Raw genomic sequence first — 15,001 nt, forward strand, 5'->3', positions numbered from 1 at the left:
ATGAATACTCGCTCCTCACAAATTTCACCCGGGCTTTCCCCCCTCAAGATGAGGCTGCTGGCCGTCGGCATGTTTATCGTATTGCTGCTGGTAGGGGCCGTCTCGCTTTATGCCTATACCAACTACCTGTTCCCGCTGTACGGCAGGTTGCTACGTGGCGCCCCGGTTGTGGAGACACCGTACCTCGCGTTCGGCCTGCTCATGGCCCCACCGGCACTCGCCATCCTGCTCGTTGGCAGTGCGATCTGCGCCTGGACCGGCAAGAAATTCGACCCGCCCCCTGCATCCTGGCTGCACCGCTTCCAGACGTTGATGTTCGGGATATCGATTAAAACACTGATCTATGTAGTACCTGCGGTGATGGTTCTGACTACGGGGGCTTTGCTGGCCAGGGGTTACACGCCCTGCTCGAAGCTGCTGATATCGGGTTCTGCCTGGCAGTTGTTCTGGGTCAATGATGACCGGGTGTGCTTCAAGCCGGATCACTACATCAACGACAACTGGCCATGCAAGGTTATCGACGGCAAGGACGTTTGCGTCCAGGTCGACGGGCGGTAAGTTGCCTACCTTGGCCAGGCTCAAAGTGAGTACGGCGGAAAACCGAAAAGGTAACAGTTGATAAGCCGCAGCGACCTGGAGACGGGGCGTACAGCGGCGCCCCTCCGGTCTACACATACTCAGGCATTAAATGGACAAAGACACACTGAAAATTACAGCCAGAGCGCTTCGCGAAAAGCTTGAGATTCTCAAGGATCAGAATCCTGACGCCATGACCATGCTCAACCTACTTCGCGACCTTCTGCTGAAATCTGAGAACGGTGACATCCACACACCTTTAGAGGCGCGAGACATCCCTTGTTATCGCTATCTACCTGAAACAAACCTACGAGACGATCATGAGCTTAGCGAGGCTTTTGCCAAATTCTATATGGCGTTAATCAAGGGACAAGAATGGAGTTCATTTAAAAAATTTAAAGCCAGAAGTAACACGCACGAATAGAACCTGACATTGCACCCTTATGGTTTTCATCACGAGGGCGGCGTGCAAGGGATGTGGTGCAGATGGCAATCGATCTTACCTTGCAGCGAAACACGGCCTGCCCACGCAATCCGCTCTACGGGATATCGAGCTCATCGCGCGGCGGCGCCAGCTCGAACAGCCGGCTCGCCAACCTACGAATATGCTGCGACCAGGCCACCTTGTCCACCCACTCCGACGGCATGCCCGATACCCCGTAGAGCGCCCCCGCAATCTGCCCTGCCGTTGCAGCGACACTGTCGGCATCATCGGCAAGGTTGGCAGCCAGCAGGATCGCATCCCTGAAATTGTTGGTATTCCAGACAGCCCAAAGCGCGGCTTCCAAGGTATCGACCACATACCCCGACGAGCGAATGTGTTCGCGGGATTTGTGCTTGTACTCCCCCGCATTGATGATCGTGGGTCTCGGCTGCAGCGGCCGCACCTTGGGTGCCAACGCCTCGACCTTGTCTGCGCCATTGAGCGCCAGGTGCAACTGGGCAGCGAACAGCTTGCAGCAATCCTGAACCTCGACGGCGCCATGGGTCACGCCGCTTTGGGTGACGCTCTCCCACCAGCTTGCCGAGAGCGAATGACGCCTGAAAATAGCCGTAGGCGCGAGGCGTATCAACGAACCATTGCCTGCGGTCGAGGCCTCGATATTACCCATCCAGCCAAGCCCTTTGGCCTCCCACCCTTCCAGGGCTCGGCGGGTGACATTGCCGATGTCGAAGCAGCGGCCATTGACGCTGTTTTCGCCGTGCCGGTACCAGCGCACCAATGCATCGGCGAAGGTTGCGAAATCGAACTTGCCTTGGCTGGCGTAGGTGTCCGCCAGGCACAGGGCCATGCTGGTATCGTCGGTCCACTCACCAGGCGCCAGGCGGAAAGGACCACCGCCGACCATATCGCTGACATGCCCTTGATCGCGCCGCTGGAACTCCAGGGTCGTGCCTACCGCATCACCAATCGCCAACCCCAGCAGTGCACCTTGCGCGCGGTCCAGCGCCTGGTCCGGTGACAACGTGCAGGGCCTGTCGCTCAGCCAGCCGGGCTTGATACGGGGCAGCCTGGGGGCGCCGGGTTCCAGCGTGTAGCTCATGCGCTGCTGCAACTGCGGCGACCATTCGGGTTGCAGTTCGGCGTAACGCTGGGCGTACTCGCTCAGGACTGCATCTGGGCTTCTCAGGTCGATCATGCTGATTCCTTGCTGTGGTTCGCGCTCATCCATGCGAGCATTCTGCGGAACATGCACGCTACTGGCAACGACATGCCCAGGCAGGTAGCCATGCCCAAGTGATGGCCGCTAACAACCCACCTCGAAGGTGCTTCTCAGCATGAAATTCAATGACACCTACACAAGCCGCGAGCACCGCTTTGCCCTCGGGATAGAACTGGCTTCGCAGCAGTGCTACCTGTCCATCCCAGTCAGCAATACCTTGGTCGATTACGAAGAGTATTACCGCATCGACAAGGCCCGATACGAGGCCTGGCTACAGGAACCTTCGGCAGCGCTGCCCATGGTTGTTCGATGCCGCCGCCGCGAACTGGACCACGCCCTGATGATGCAACCCGGCGCCCAGCGTGGCACGGCTGCCCCGTGCATTTGCAACCTGACGGAGATCTCGGCGGTGTTGGCACGAGCAGCAACCTTGCTGCTGCGCGATGGCGGCTACGCAAGCTGGGCCAATACCCTCCTGGGCTACCGTTCACGGCTGCACAGCGATACCGAGCAGGTGCGCCTGAGCTTGTTCGCGATGCCTCGCGGCATGGGCACGCTCAGCGATGCCGTACTGTATGAAAACGGCGTGCTGTTGGTCGAGGCCACCGATGAATTACATGCATTGCTAGGGTGCTTGTGGGAGTGGGGAATCCAAGGTCGCATCGCCGGCGCAAAGTCGCTGTAGCAACCCATACGGACCCGCTTCGACGCGGCATATTCCGTCGCATTGCCATCACGAAAACACGCTGCGATGAAAGACTGGCATGAACGGCGTAGCACTGAAAAATGCGACCCAGATCACTTTTTGAAAAATTCTTTTCACGCCAATTTTTGCCGCGATCTTGACACCTACTCCCCCTGATTTTGCGGGTCAAAGCCCCATTCCATGTGCTCGAAACCTGCGCGCAATGTCATGACGCCATCATTGCACCGCATCACAAAACAGGGAAAAAATCGCGCCCCTCACCGGAACTTCTTCCCCGGCGAGGTGCCCTATTCGGCATTGCTGGCAACACGATATTCATGTGCCAGCATTCAAATTGCCGCAGCCGAGTGGCGCGATTTTCAGGTCCACGCCATTGGCGTTTCAGGACGATCAAGCAGGCTCATGGACGATGCACCGATGACACAGACATTCGATGTCGAAGCACTGATCAAGCTGCGTAGCCAGACGCGGGCGATCTCCGATGCGCTGAAGGCGCAGGCGGCGGATTACCTTGCCACCGTGGCACCGCTGATCCGTCCGCAAACCCTGTTTGGCGAATACCTGCAAGGCGCCCAACGCAGCAGCGGGCGCGAAACCCAGGGCCACTTCCAGGCCCTGGTCGAACTCTACGAACGTATCGGCTCGGCCGCGCCGTTCCAGCTGGTCACCGAGCTGGAAGTACCGCTGAACCTGATCAGCACCACCCCCGAACTGTTCCCGCTGGAATACGACAAGACCCTGGAACACAGCGGCCAGGTCATCCGCATCACCAGCCCGACCCGCTGGGTGGTGGGCTTCCACGCCTTCGACCTGGCGCGGTTTCGCAATGTCATCAAAGACCCCAACCGCAGCAGCGCCGAGCTGTACCGCTTCGTGGTGCACTACCTGGTGCTGTTCTACTGCCTGAGCAAGTCGCCTGGCCTTGGGCGGCTGTTCGAGGGCTTGCGCTACGGCCTGAGCTTCGAGCGCCTGAAGGGCTTTGGCGACCTGCCGTTCTGCGTCATCAGCTCGCCGGTGCGCTCGGAACTTCCCGACGACTCGGTCATCCGCAGCAGCACGCAGATTGCCGGCAACACCAGCTTCGAAGAACTGGTAGGCCGCGACAACATTCTGGAAATGAACGACGAAATCCGTCAGCGCCTGCTGCTGACGATCGAAGGACTGTAACGCGCAGCGCCCGGCACCGGGCCGCGCAATGATTCGCAGCGAATTGCTCGCACTGGAGAACACGATGGCGAAGAAGGAAAGCACTCAGCACAAACTTGACCGCGTTCGCGCGCCTCGGGTCCATATCACCTACGACGTGGACATCGGCGATGCCATCGAGAAAAAAGAGCTGCCCTTCGTCGTCGGCGTACTGGGCGACTTTTCCGGCAACCCGCTGGAGCCGCTGCCCAAGCTCAAGGACCGCAAGTTCGTATTCATCGACCGCGACAACTTCAATGGCGTGCTCAAGGGCATCAAGCCACGCCTGACCTACCGCGTCGACAACACCCTGGCCAAGAACGGTACCCAGCTGGGCGTGGAGCTGAACTTCAACAGCCTCGAAGACTTCGAGCCACAGAACGTGGTCAAGCAGGTCGAGCCGCTGCGCAAGCTGCTGGAAGTGCGCAACAAACTGGCCGACCTGCGCAACAAGATGGGCGGCAACGACAAGCTCGAAGAGCTGCTGATGGACGTGCTGCAGAACACCGAAAAGCTCAAGACCTTGGGCAAGGAATTCGGCCGTGAAGCCGAAGTGAAAGACCCGTCCAGCGACGATCGCGCCTGAGCAGGAGCCCGAACATGACCGACAAGCAAACCGTACCGCAACAGGCCGGCGACCTGGTCGAAGTGGAAAACTTCGCGCCACAGCCCTCGCTGCTCGACAGCATCATTTCGCAAAGCCGCGTGGCCCGCTCCGACACCGAGCGCAACCGCACCCGCGATCTGATTGGCGAACTGGTGAACCAGGTGCTCGAGGGTGAGATGACCCCGAGCAAGGACCTGATCGCCGTGCTCGATTCGCGCATCGCCGAGATCGACGCGATGCTCTCCGAGCAGATGAACGAGATCATGCACGCCCGCGAGTTCCAGCAGTTGGAAGCCTCCTGGCGCGGCCTGAAATACCAGGTAGACCAGACCGAGACCAGCACCACGCTGAAGATCCATCTGCTCAATGCCTCGAAGAAAGACCTGGTACGCGACCTGAAGGCCGCCAGCGAATTCGACCAGAGCGCGCTGTTCAAGAAGGTCTACGAAGAAGAGTACGGTACCTTCGGTGGTGCACCTTTCGGCATGTTGATCGGTGACTACGAGTTCAACCGCAACCCCGAAGACATGTACCTGCTCGAAGAGATCTCGCACGTCGCCGCGGCGGCGCACGCCCCGTTCATTTCGGCCGCCTCGTCCGAGCTGTTCGGCTGGGACTCGTTCACCGAGATGTCCGGCCCGCGTGACCTGGCGAAGATCTTCGACACTGTGGAATATGCCAAGTGGAAGTCGTTCCGCGCCTCGGAAGACTCGCGCTACGTCGGCCTCACCCTGCCCCACGTGCTGGGTCGCCTGCCGTATGGCCCGGATACCACCCCGGTGGAAGAATTCAACTTCGTCGAAAGCGTCGATGGCCGCGACCACAACAAGTACCTGTGGATGAACGCCGCCTACGCCCTCGGCACCCGCGTCACCGATGCCTTCGCCCGCTACGGCTGGTGCGTGGCCATCCGCGGCGTGGAAGGTGGCGGCCTGGTCGAAGGCCTGCCGACCCATACCTTCAAGACCGACGACGGCGAAATCGCCCTCAAGTGCCCGACCGAAATCGCCATCACCGACCGCCGCGAAAAAGAGCTGTCGGACCTGGGCTTCATCCCCCTGGTGCACTGCAAGGGCACCGACTATGCCGCGTTCTTCGGCACCCAGTCGGCGCAGAAACAGAAGCAGTACAACACCGACATCGCCAACGCCAACGCACGCCTGTCGGCCCAGCTGCAATACATCTTCGCCACTTCGCGCATCGCCCACTACATGAAGGCGATCATGCGCGACAAGATCGGCAGCTTTGCCTCGCGCATGGATGTCGAGCGCTTCCTCAACCAGTGGCTGGCCAGCTACGTGCTGCTCGACGACACCGCCAGCCAGGAGGCCAAGGCCAAGTTCCCGCTGCGCGAAGCCCGCGCCGAGGTGTTCGAAGTGCCCGGCAAGCCAGGCGTGTACAAGGCCGTGACCTACCTGCGCCCGCACTACCAGCTGGATGAACTGACCGCCTCGCTGCGGCTGGTTGCCGAGCTGCCACAGGGCGCGCGCGGCTGACAGGCCGTTGTGTACAGGGATGACACATGAGTAACCAGGCCCGCCTGCTGCCCTCGCTGCTCGACCGACTGCTGGACGACCGTCCCTACCAGTCGGCCGAGCCCGCAGCGCAGCGCACCTGCTCGCTGGCCGAGTACAAGGCCAGCATCGTCCGCGACCTCGAAGTGCTGGTGAACACCCGCCAGTCCCTGGTCGCCGAAGAGCTCGACGGCTTCAGCCAGCTCGGTGGTTCCATCCTTGAATACGGCATGCCGGACTTCATCAGCCGCAGCGTGCTCGACCCGCACGATCGTCGCCTGATCCAGCAACAGCTGGAGCGGGCGATCAGCACCGGAGACCGGCGCTTTCGCCGGGTCCGTGTTCAGCTGTTGGCCCAGCAGAACGGCCACCGCATGTTGACCTTCCGCGTGGACGCCGTGTTGCGTCTGCAGGACATCAGCCGCCAGGTGTCATTCGACGCCGTGCTGCAGGTCAACACCCAGGAATACAAAGTGCAGAACCTCAACTGATGCTCGACGAACTGCTGCCCTACTACGAACAGGAACTGTCGCACCTGCGCTTTCTCGGCCAGGAGTTTGCCGCGCAGTACCCGAAGATCGCTTCGCGGTTGCTGATCGAGGGCGACAACTGCGAAGACCCGCACACCGAGCGCCTGATCGAGGCGTTCTCGTTCCTGTCTGCGCGGGTGCACAAGAAGCTCGATGACGAGTTTCCGGAAATCGTCGAATCCTTCCTCGAGGTGCTGTACCCCCACTACCTGCGCCCTACTCCGTCGATGTCGATTGTCGAACTGAGCCTGGGCAGGCACGAGAAGGTCACCGAAGCCTACCGCGTGGCGCGCCATACCGAGATGCATGCCAATCCCGTGGAAGGCGTGGTGTGCAAGTTCCGCACCTGCTTCCCGGTAGAGCTGTGGCCGATTGCCGTGCAGCAGGCCTCGTTCACAGAAATGGAACGCTCGGCATTCAACGGGCACAGCGCCGACCTGGTCGCTCGTCTGCGCATCCGCCTGGCAGCCACTGGCGATGCCCTGTTCGGGCAGATGGACATGAACCGCCTGCGGTTCTTCCTCGACGGCGAAGCGACCCTGATGCTGCAGCTGTACGAACTGCTGTTCAACAACCTGGCCAAGGCCACGCTAAGCTTCGATGACCAGGGCCGCAGCCGCGAAGTGGCGCTGCCGGCCGACGCCCTGAAAGCCGTGGGCTACGCCCGTGACGAAGGCCTGGTGGATTACTCCGAACGCTCATTCCTGGGCTACCGCCTGCTGCACGAGTATTTCACCTTCCCCGACAAGTTCATGTTCTTCGACCTCAGTGGATTTGCCCGCATCCTGCAGGGCAAGGCCATCGAGCAGGTAGAGCTCAACTTCTATTTCTCCGACTACGACCTCAGCGAGCGCCTGGCGCGGCTGACCCAGAACATCGGGCGCAACAACTTCAAGCTCAACTGCACGCCGATCATCAACCTGTTCCGCCAGCAGGCCGAGCCGATCAAGCTGACCCACACCCAGCACGAATACCAGGTCACCCCTGACACACGGCTGCACAACGCGGCAGAAGTGGTATCGATCGACCGGGTACGGCGGGTGCGCAAACTCGGCGGCATCGACCAGGTCGCCACCTGCCAGCCGTTTTTCGAACCACGGGGCGAGCAAGACCCACACAGCAGTTTCTGGGTCGCGCGCCGGCGAAACCAGGGTGACGCCACTGCCATGAGCATCCGCGTGGTCGACCGCGATCTGGAGCTGATTGATGCCAGCAGCGACACCCTGAGCATCGGCCTTACCTGCAGCAACCGCGACGTGCCGCTGATGCTGCCGTTCGGTGGCGAACGGGGCGATTTCACCATTCCCGCCAACTCGGTGATCAAGGATATCCGCTGCCTGCGCAAGCCCACCGCCACGGTGCGTGTGCCCTTGGGCAAGGGCCTGATCTGGCGGTTGATCGCCCACTTGTCCCTGAACCATCTGTCCCTGGTGAGCCAAGGCCGCGAAGTGCTGCTGGAGCTGTTGTCGCTGTACAACTACCGCAATGTCTCCGCCATTCGCAAACAGATCAACGGCATCAAGGCGATCAGCAGCGAACCGGTGGTCGCGCGCATCGGCCACCCGCGGCCTAATTTCGTGCGCGGCGTCGGCATCACCCTGACCCTGGATGAAAGCCAGTTCATCGGCAGTGGCGTGTTTCTGTTCGGCAAGGTGCTGGACCACTTCTTCGGCCAGTACTGCTCGATGAACAGCTTCACCCAACTGACCCTGCGCACCCAACAACGAGAAAAGAGAGTCGTACAATGGCCAGCACGCACCGGCGATCAGCCCCTGGTCTGATCGATCAGGCCCGAGCCGAGCCGCACCGATTCGAATTCTTCCAATTGGTGCGCCTGCTCCGCCTGCATTACAGCCGCACCGGGCGCATGGACCTGGCGACCCGGCCGCACGAAGACCCGCTGCGTTTTCGTACCCAGCTGTCGCTGGCGTTCCCGGCCAGCGAGGTCAGCGACCTGCACTTCGAGCGCGAAGGCAAGGTGTCGCCAACCGGCTTGCCGCTGTCGGAAGTGCAGGTCACCTTCATGGGCCTGGTCGGGCCGTCGGGCGTGCTGCCGCGCCCATACACCGAACTGCTGCTCGAGCGCCACGTGCAGTATCGCGACGATGCCGCCCATGCGTTTCTCGACATCTTCTCGCACCGCATGACCACGCTGTTCTACGAGGCCTGGCAAAAATACAAATTCCACATCGAGCACGAGCGCAATGGCACCTCGGGCTTCGATGGCTACCTGCTCAACCTGGTCGGCCTCGGACCGCGCGCCCAACAGCTGAAGTTTGAAGAACAGCCGTCAGCATTGCGCCGTGAGCTGTTCAGCTACTTTGCCGGCCTGCTCAGCCAGAAGCCGCGCAACGCGTTGAACCTTGAGCGAATGCTCGGCTTCTATTTCTCGCTGCCGATCCACGTCAGGCAATTCGCCGGGCGCTGGTTGCAGCTGCCGCCTGAACAGCGCACCCAGCTTGGGCGGCACAACGCCCAGCTTGGCCACAGCGCTGTTGCTGGCAAGCGGATCTGGGACTACCAATCGTGCATCCGCATCGAGCTGGGCCCACTGAACCTGGCCGATTACCAGCGCTTTCAGCCTGGTACCGAGTGCTATCGCAAGCTGGTCGAGCTGGTGCGCTTCTATATAGGTGCCGGCCTGGACTTCGAAATCGCCCCGCGCCTCAAGCGCGAGGCGATGCCACGCGCCCAACTGGGCCGCAGCGGCAATGTCGCCCTGGGCTGGCTGGGTTGGCTCAAACGCCCTGGTCGCGACGCGGAGCCTTCGCGTTGCGCCGTCTTCCACATTCCTTACGATGGGGTCGCCTTGTGAACCTGAAGTCTCTGTTCGCCAAGCTCAACGAAACCAGCCGCACGGCCACCGAAAGCGCGGCGGCCCTGTGCCTGTCGGAGCACCACTACGACGTGGAAGTGGAGCACCTGCTGCTGCAATTGCTCGACAACAACGACAGCGACCTGGCGCCGATCCTGCGCCACTACGAAGTCGTCGCCGAACGCCTGCAGGCGCAGTTGGTCACCGCCCTGGGCACCTTCAAGAAAGGTAATACCCGCACCCCGGCGCTGTCGCCACACATTACCCGCATGATCGAGCAAGCCTGGTTGCTGGCCTCGATCGAATACGGCGTAGGCCAGGTGCGCAGCGCCCACCTGCTGCAGGCGCTGCTTGACGATGCTGAACTGCGCCGCGTGGTGATCGCCTCGGCGCCAGAGCTGGAAAAAATCAACGCCGATGACCTGCGCCTGAACCTTTCCGCGCTGGTGGAGGGTAGCGCCGAATCCAGGCAGGCCAGCCCACTGGCCAGCCCAGCGGCGCCAGTGAGCACGTCGGGCAAGGCCAGCGGCAAGACCCCGGCACTGGACCAGTACACGGTCAACCTTACCCAAAGCGCCCGCGAAGGCCGCATCGACCCGGTGCTGGGCCGTGAGTTCGAAGTACGGCAGATGGTCGACATCCTCACCCGCCGCCGGCAGAACAACCCGATCCTCACGGGCGAAGCCGGGGTCGGAAAAACCGCCGTGGTCGAAGGCCTGGCGCTGCGCATTGCCCAGGGTGACGTGCCGGCGGTGCTCAAGGACGTTGCCCTGCACACCCTCGACCTGGGCCTGTTACAGGCCGGCGCCGGGGTCAAGGGCGAGTTCGAGAACCGCCTCAAGGCAGTGATCGAAGAGGTCAAGCGCAGCCTGCACCCGATCATCCTGTTCATCGACGAAGCCCACACCCTGATCGGCTCCGGCGGCCAGGCCGGGCAGAACGACGCCGCCAACCTGCTGAAACCGGCCCTGGCCCGTGGCGAGTTGCGTACCATCGCTGCCACGACCTGGGCCGAATACAAGAAGTACTTCGAGAAGGACGCCGCCCTCGCCCGCCGCTTCCAGGTGGTCAAAGTGGAAGAGCCCGATGAAGACAAGGCCATTCACATGCTGCGCGGCCTGCTCGGCAAGATGCGCGAGCACCACAAGGTGGCGGTGATGGACGAAGCGCTGGTGCAGGCGGTACGCCTGTCCAACCGCTACATCACCGGCCGCCAGCTGCCCGACAAGGCGGTCAGCGTGCTCGACACGGCCTGCGCGCGCATTGCCCTGGCGCAATCTTCGCTGCCCGGCGCACTGGAAGACTGCCGCAGACAGATCGACAACCTGCAGGCGGAAATCGGCGTGCTCGGCCACGAAGCCGGCAAGGGGCACGACCATGCCCGCCGCCTGGAAGCGCTGCAGGCTGCCCTGCAGGCCGAGCAGCAGCAGGAACAGCAGCTCAATGCCCAGTGGCAGCAAGAGCTGGAGCTGGTCGAACAGCTCAAGGCACTGGACGCCGCCAACGATGCCGACGCCCAACAGCTCAATACCCTGCGTGCCGAGCTGGCGCGCGTGCAAGGCGAGCAGCCACTGGTCCACGCGCTGGTCGACAGCGGCGCCATCGCCCAGGTCATCAGTGGCTGGACCGGCATCCCGCTGGGCAAGATGCTGCGTGACGAAATCGATACCGTGCAGCGCCTGCCGGCCCTGCTAGGTGAACGCGTGCTGGGCCAGGACCACGCCCTGCATGAGATCGGCAAGCGCATCAAGATTTCCCGAGCGCGCATGGAAGACCCGAACAAACCGATTGGCGTGTTCCTGCTGCTCGGCCCCAGCGGCGTCGGCAAGACCGAAACCGCCCTGGCCCTGGCCGACACCTTGTACGGCGGCGAGCGCAACCTGATCACCATCAACATGTCCGAGTACCAGGAAGCCCACACCGTGTCGAGCCTCAAGGGCTCGCCACCCGGCTATGTCGGCTACGGCGAAGGCGGCGTACTGACCGAGGCGGTGCGCCGCAAGCCGTACAGCGTGGTGTTGCTCGACGAGGTGGAAAAAGCCCACCCCGACGTGCTCGAACTGTTCTTCCAGGTGTTCGACAAGGGCGTGCTGGACGATGGCGAGGGCCGCGAGATCAATTTCCGCAACACGGTGATCATCCTCACCTCCAACACCGGCACCGAGCGCATCATGCAGACCTGCCTGAACGCCACCGAGCTGCCGACGCCCGAGGCGATCGTCGAGGACCTGCGCGACCAGCTCAACCACGTGTTCAAGCCGGCCTTCCTCGGTCGCCTGAGCATCGTGCCGTTCTACCCGGTGCAGGACCAGATTCTCGAGCGCATCGTCGCCCTCAAGCTCGAACGCATCGCCAAGCGCTTCGCCCGCAACCACCAGGCCGAGCTCAGCTATGACCAGGCACTGGTCAAGGCCATCGCCGCGCGCTGCACCGAGGTCGACAGCGGCGCACGCAACATCGACAACATCCTGTCCCAGACCCTGATGCCCGAACTCGCCCAGCGCGTGCTCGAGCGTATGGCCCAGGACGCGCCGATCCAGCACCTTGCGATCGAGCTGGGCAGCGATGGCGATTTCGCCTATCGCCTGGCCTGACCAGTACCCGGAGGTTTTGCCGTCATGCAACACAAGCACATCGCCCTCAAACGCCTGACCGCAGTCGCCTTGCTGGTGGCGCTGGCCGGCTGCGGGGTCACCGACCGTATCGGCAAGCGCATGGAAGACAGCTGGGCGGCCGACATGCTGGCCGACAGCGAAAAGGTCATCCTGACCTCCGACGGCGGCAACCAGCTCAACCCTGACGCCGAGGGCAGGCCGCTGTCGGTGGTGATGCGCGTGTACCAGCTGACCGACCTCGAGCGCTTCGCGGCTACCGATGCCGAGACCCTGTGGGACGCCCCGCAAAAAGCCCTGGGCAACACCCTGGTGGAAACCCGCGAGATTACCCTGCTGCCTGGCATCGGCCAGATCGACCAGTGGCCGCTGGCCAAGAGCGCGCGCTACGTCGGCGTGGCGGCGTTCTTCCGCGATGAGCATGACGCGCGTTGGAAAGTCGCCTTCGACGCCAACTCGCTGCGCAAGGACGGTATCTGGTTCTCCTCCGACGGCCTGCGGGTGCTGGTGGACAACACCGAAATCAGCGCCATGCGGGGCGTGGATGTACTCAACAAACCTCCGACCGCCGACCAGCTTGCAGCTGCGCAGAAGGCCAAGGATGCCGACACGCCCCTCACCGACAAGATGCAGGACGCGGTCGTCGACAAAGCCACCGACGCCGCCAGCCAGTCGGCCAGCAACGCCATGGATTCAACCTTCAATTCTTTAGTGGATAGCGTCAAATGAGCAAGCAGAGCCGGGTGATGTGGTCGGAAGGCATGTTCCTGCTGCCCCAACACTTCCAGTATCAGGACGAATTCCATCAGCACCAGTTGGCTGAGGCGACCCTGCGCAGCACCCCTTTCCATTGGGGAGTTCAGGCGCTGCAGGTGGACGAGGACGCCCTGGCCACTGGTTCACTGCAGCTCAAGCGCCTGAAGCTGGTGTTCCCCGATGGCAGCCTCTACGACGCGCCGCAGCACGATCCGCTGCCGGCCGCGCGCGACCTCAAGGACCTGCTCAAGGCCAACGACCTGAAGGTGTATGCTGCGCTCAAGCTGCCCGAGCCATTCGGCCGCAACTACGTCGAGGATGGCCACGAACACAAGGCTGCTCGGCGCTTTCGCAAGCAGTTCGACACCCTGCCCGACCTTAATGAAGGCGAGCTGGAGAACGAAATCACCAGCTTGCGCTTGAACGTCGTACTGCTGGTCGACGGTGACAGCCTCGACGGTTACAGCCACTGCCCCCTGGCGAAGCTGACACGCAACAGCATGGGCGGTTTCAACCTTGACCCGCATTTCGTCCACCCCACCCTGCACCTGGGCAGCCACGAGACCATTGCCGGCATTGGCAAGCGCCTGCTCGGCGCCCTGCAGGCCAAGAGCAAGGCGCTTTCCGGCCGGCGCCGCGAGCGCGCCGACCAGATCGCCGAGTTCGGCTCCAGCGATGTCACCCTGTTCTGGCTGCTGAACACGGTCAACCGTGCCCACCCGCAACTGGCTCATCTACTGGCCCACCCGCGCCTGCATCCGGAACGCCTGTACCTGTTCCTGGCCGACCTGGCCGGTGGCCTGCTGACCTTCACCCTGGACACCCAACTCAGCGACCTCCCCGAATACGACCACCACGACCCGGCCGCGTCGCTGGTCAAGCTCGACGAGATGATCCGGGTGATGCTCGACAACGTCGTGCCCAACCAGTGCATCGTCATCAACCTTACCCAGACCAAGCCATCGCACTGGCAAGGCCAACTGCATGACCCGCGCCTGGCCGAGGCCGACTTCTATATCGCCGTGCACGCCGACATGCCTGGCGCCAGCCTGCTGGAGCTGGTGCCCCGTGCGTTCAAGGTCGGTTCGCCGGAAGACATTGAAGTGGTGGTCAACAGCGCCATGCCGGGTGTCACCCTCAATCACGCCGCGCGGCTGCCGAACGCGATTCCGGTGCGCCTGGACAACCAGTACTTCGCCATCGAGCCGCACGGCACTGTGTATGAACGAATGATCAGCGCCCAGGCCATCTGCTTCTATGCGCCCAGCGCCTTTACCAACCTCAAGCTTGAACTGATGGCGGTGCTCAAATGACCGAAGCCGTACTGCAACAGGGCGCCGTCCCGGCCGCCAGCGACAAACCGACGCTCAAGGACCTGGTCCAGGACTTCATCAGCATGGCGTTGATCGTACGTCGCGGTCGCCAGGTCACTTCGGTGCAGGCCTTCGAAGGTAGCGTCGAACGTTTCTTCGCCAACCTGGAACGTGATGCCCGTGCCGCCAACTATAGCGTCGAGCAGGTCAAGGACACCCAATACGCGTTGTGCGCCTTCCTCGACGAAAGCGTACTGCGCTCGGACGACAACGCGCTGCGTCGGCACTTTGAACTGCAGCCGCTGCAGTTCCGCTATTTCGGCGTGCACCTAGCCGGCGAAGGCTTCTTCGAAAAGGTCGACGCGTTGCGCGCCGACGTCAAGCAGAACATTGACGTACTCGAGGTCTACCACCTGTGCCTGGCACTGGGCTTCGAGGGCAAGTTCAGCCTCGGCCAGAAAGACCAGTTGCGGTACCTGGCCAATACCCTGGGCCAGGATATTGCCCGCTACCGCAAGGCGCCCAAGGCCCTGTCACCGGACTGGGCACTGCCCGACCAGGTGTCGCAGATGCTGCGCCATGAAGTACCGCTGTGGGTGTATCTGGCGCTGATCGCGTTGGTCTGCGTCGCCGTGTACCTGACGCTGGACTGGTTGCTGGACAAGGACGTCGCCGCCCTGTCCGAACAAATCCGCCAGCTGTTCAGTGCCTGAGCACATACCA

Annotated in this window: 14 protein-coding genes; 13 read left to right on the forward strand and 1 reads right to left on the reverse strand. The window is 62.3% G+C overall.

Annotation, left to right across the window (positions count from 1 at the left end; translation table 11 throughout):
* Window positions 1–48: 48 nt before the first annotated feature.
* Together AC3B5Q_RS14450 and AC3B5Q_RS14455 are read left to right on the forward strand one after the other, a co-directional pair.
* The gene (locus AC3B5Q_RS14450) at window positions 49–558 is read left to right on the forward strand and encodes a hypothetical protein (RefSeq protein WP_021785691.1); all 510 of its coding nucleotides are present in this window, start codon (window positions 49–51) and stop codon (window positions 556–558) included.
* Window positions 559–688: 130 nt separating this feature from the next.
* Window positions 689–1,000 carry a hypothetical protein gene (locus AC3B5Q_RS14455; RefSeq protein ID WP_009686747.1) on the forward strand — a complete coding sequence of 104 codons (312 nt, stop codon included), beginning with the start codon at window positions 689–691 and terminating at the stop codon, window positions 998–1,000.
* Between the two features lie 115 nt (window positions 1,001–1,115).
* Here the strand turns inward: AC3B5Q_RS14455 and tri1 are convergent, their stop codons facing one another.
* Entirely contained in the window at window positions 1,116–2,216 is a 1,101-nt protein-coding gene (tri1, locus tag AC3B5Q_RS14460; RefSeq protein ID WP_414816455.1) for an ADP-ribosylarginine hydrolase Tri1, read from the reverse strand.
* Between the two features lie 139 nt (window positions 2,217–2,355).
* Here tri1 and AC3B5Q_RS14465 point away from each other — a divergent pair, with 139 nt between their 5' ends.
* The 11 genes from AC3B5Q_RS14465 to icmH all read left to right on the forward strand — a co-directional run bounded on the left by AC3B5Q_RS14465 (window position 2,356) and on the right by icmH (window position 14,991).
* A complete protein-coding gene (locus tag AC3B5Q_RS14465; protein ID WP_021785689.1) occupies window positions 2,356–2,925 on the forward strand; it encodes a hypothetical protein in 570 nt (189 codons plus the stop codon).
* A 438-nt stretch (window positions 2,926–3,363) separates the two neighbouring features.
* Entirely contained in the window at window positions 3,364–4,113 is a 750-nt protein-coding gene (locus tag AC3B5Q_RS14470; RefSeq protein ID WP_028697263.1) for a hypothetical protein, read from the forward strand.
* A 64-nt stretch (window positions 4,114–4,177) separates the two neighbouring features.
* On the forward strand, window positions 4,178–4,717 hold the full coding sequence (gene tssB, locus AC3B5Q_RS14475; protein ID WP_028697264.1) for a type VI secretion system contractile sheath small subunit: 540 nt from the start codon (window positions 4,178–4,180) through the stop codon (window positions 4,715–4,717).
* Between the two features lie 14 nt (window positions 4,718–4,731).
* Complete coding sequence (gene tssC, locus AC3B5Q_RS14480; RefSeq protein ID WP_103462541.1) at window positions 4,732–6,234, forward strand: type VI secretion system contractile sheath large subunit; 1,503 nt, start codon at window positions 4,732–4,734, stop codon at window positions 6,232–6,234.
* Between the two features lie 26 nt (window positions 6,235–6,260).
* Entirely contained in the window at window positions 6,261–6,743 is a 483-nt protein-coding gene (tssE, locus tag AC3B5Q_RS14485) for a type VI secretion system baseplate subunit TssE (RefSeq protein ID WP_003248355.1), read from the forward strand.
* Window positions 6,743–8,563 carry a type VI secretion system baseplate subunit TssF gene (gene tssF / locus AC3B5Q_RS14490; RefSeq protein WP_103444323.1) on the forward strand — a complete coding sequence of 607 codons (1,821 nt, stop codon included), beginning with the start codon at window positions 6,743–6,745 and terminating at the stop codon, window positions 8,561–8,563. Before tssE ends, tssF begins: the two co-directional genes overlap by 1 nt.
* Window positions 8,527–9,597: a type VI secretion system baseplate subunit TssG gene (tssG, locus tag AC3B5Q_RS14495; protein WP_392523889.1), complete on the forward strand. Its 1,071-nt coding sequence runs from the start codon at window positions 8,527–8,529 to the stop codon at window positions 9,595–9,597. The genes tssF and tssG overlap by 37 nt, the downstream gene beginning before the upstream one ends.
* A complete protein-coding gene (gene tssH / locus AC3B5Q_RS14500; protein WP_392523888.1) occupies window positions 9,594–12,191 on the forward strand; it encodes a type VI secretion system ATPase TssH in 2,598 nt (865 codons plus the stop codon). Before tssG ends, tssH begins: the two co-directional genes overlap by 4 nt.
* Window positions 12,192–12,215: 24 nt before the next feature.
* On the forward strand, window positions 12,216–12,938 hold the full coding sequence (gene tssJ / locus AC3B5Q_RS14505; RefSeq protein ID WP_275967355.1) for a type VI secretion system lipoprotein TssJ: 723 nt from the start codon (window positions 12,216–12,218) through the stop codon (window positions 12,936–12,938).
* Window positions 12,935–14,278, forward strand: coding sequence for a type VI secretion system baseplate subunit TssK (gene tssK, locus AC3B5Q_RS14510; protein ID WP_021785681.1), 1,344 nt, complete (start codon window positions 12,935–12,937; stop codon window positions 14,276–14,278). Before tssJ ends, tssK begins: the two co-directional genes overlap by 4 nt.
* A complete protein-coding gene (icmH, locus tag AC3B5Q_RS14515; protein WP_004576640.1) occupies window positions 14,275–14,991 on the forward strand; it encodes a type IVB secretion system protein IcmH/DotU in 717 nt (238 codons plus the stop codon). Before tssK ends, icmH begins: the two co-directional genes overlap by 4 nt.
* The last annotated feature ends 10 nt before the right edge of the window (window positions 14,992–15,001 follow it).

It is taken from the genome of Pseudomonas sp. D5(2026) (assembly GCF_057766845.1).